The sequence below is a fragment of the Actinosynnema sp. genome, assembly GCF_052038725.1.
The window spans coordinates 1-1,742 of sequence record NZ_JBQGCX010001525.1 but is presented as its reverse complement, the minus strand read 5'-3'; the positions used below and the strand labels follow the sequence as shown (position 1 = coordinate 1,742).

The window sequence follows — 1,742 nt, the reverse complement described above, 5'->3', positions numbered from 1 at the left end:
GCCGAGGACGTGGCGGCGGCGGTGTCGACCGGGCGGGAGCAGGTGGCGGTGCGCGGTGGGACGGCGTTCGCGCCCCGGCTGGTCGCCGAGCCCCGGCCCGCGCTGGCGGTGCCGGACGGGCCGTGGCGGCTCGAGGCGGGCCCGGACGGCGTGGTGGCCGCTCCCCGCCCCAGGGCCGCGCTGGAGCCGCACGAGGTGCGGGTGGCGGTGCGCGCGACCGGGATCGGCTTCCGGGGCGCGCGCGCGACGCGCGACGTGGGCGCACCGCTGGGCTCCGACCTGGCCGGGGTGGTCGCCGAGGTCGGCGCGGACGTCGACGGGCTCGCGGTCGGCGACCGGGTGTTCGGCCTCGTGGACGGGCCCACCGCGCCGGAGGCGGTGGTCGACCAGCGCTCGCTCGTGCCGGTGCCCGCGCGGTGGACGTTCGCCGAGGCCGCGTCGGTGCCGTCGGCGTTCCTGACCGCGCACTACGCGCTGCGGCACGTGGTGAACCTCCAGCCGGGGCAGCGGGTGCTGGTGCACGAGGCGGCGGGCGGGGTCGGCGCGGCGGTGGCGCTGCTGGCGCTAGCCACCGGGGCCCAGGTGTGGGCGACCGCGCGCCCGGACGGGCGGCACGTGCCGGGCCTGCCCGCCGAGCGGGTCGCCTCCTGCCTGGACCTGGGGTTCCGCGAGCGGTTCCCGCAGGTGGACGTGGTGGTGAACGCGCTGCCGGAGGAGTTCGCGGCGGCCTCGCTGGAGCTGCTGCGGCCCGGCGGGTACTTCGTGGAGCTGGGCGGGGCGACCCAGGGCCTGGTGGGGGTCGAGGCCGTGCGGCACCGGGTGCTGGACCTGGCCGAGGTGACCCCGGACCGGGTGCAGCGGATGCTGTCCCGGCTGGTCGCCGAGGGGGTCGAGCCGCTGCCCGCGACCGCGTGGGACGTGCGGCGCGCGCCCGAGGCGCTGGGGCAGGCCGGGAAGGTCGTGCTGGTCTCGCCGCGCGCCGACGCGGGCGCGGTGCTGGTGGTCGGCGGCGGACCGGTGGGCACGGCGCTGGCCAGGCACCTCGCCGGGCGGGGGTGGCGGGTCGTGCTCGCCGGGCGGCGGGACGCGTGCGCGGTCGCGGCGCTGCGGGAGGAGCTGGGCGCGGCGGTGGTGGACCTGGACCTCGGGGACGGGGCGGCGGTGCGGCGGGTGCTGGCCGAGCACGCGGTGACCGGGGTGGTGCACGTGGCGCAGGAGCCGGACGAGGCGTTCACCGGGGCGTGGCGGCTGCACGAGGCGGCGGGCGACCTGGACCTGTTCGTGCTGTGCGGGTCGGCCCGGTGGGCGCTGGGCGGTGACGTGGCGGAGGCCGCCGCGTGGGCGTTCCTGGCCGGGATCGCGCTGGAGCGGACCCGGTCCGGGCTGGTCGGGCGGGCGCTGGCCTGGGGGCCGCTGGCCGGGGAGCCCGCGGTGAGCGGGTCGCGACCGCTGCGGGTGGACGAGGCGCTGCGGTTGTTCGACCGGGCGGTGGACGGGCCGGAACCGGTGGTGCTGCCGATGCGCTGGTCGCCGGACGAGGCGCCCGCGACGCTGCCCCGGCAGCGGGTGGAGCGGGGGTCTGCGGTGGCGGCGGCGCTGGAGGCGCTGGCGGCGCTGGACGGGGCCGACCTCGCGGAGGAGGCGCGCGGGGCGCTCGTCGAGCGGCTGCGGGCGCTGCTGCCGGGCGGGGAACCGGGTGCGGTCGGGGCGAGCGGGCCCGAACCGAGCGGGCTCGAGCCGAC

The 1,742-nt window shown here is 80.4% G+C and carries 1 protein-coding gene; it reads left to right on the top strand.

Annotation, left to right across the window (positions count from 1 at the left end):
• Positions 1-9: 9 nt before the first annotated feature.
• The coding region (locus ACTUAL_RS32105; protein ID WP_440902858.1) for a KR domain-containing protein at positions 10-1,742 on the top strand (1,733 nt) is incomplete at its 3' end.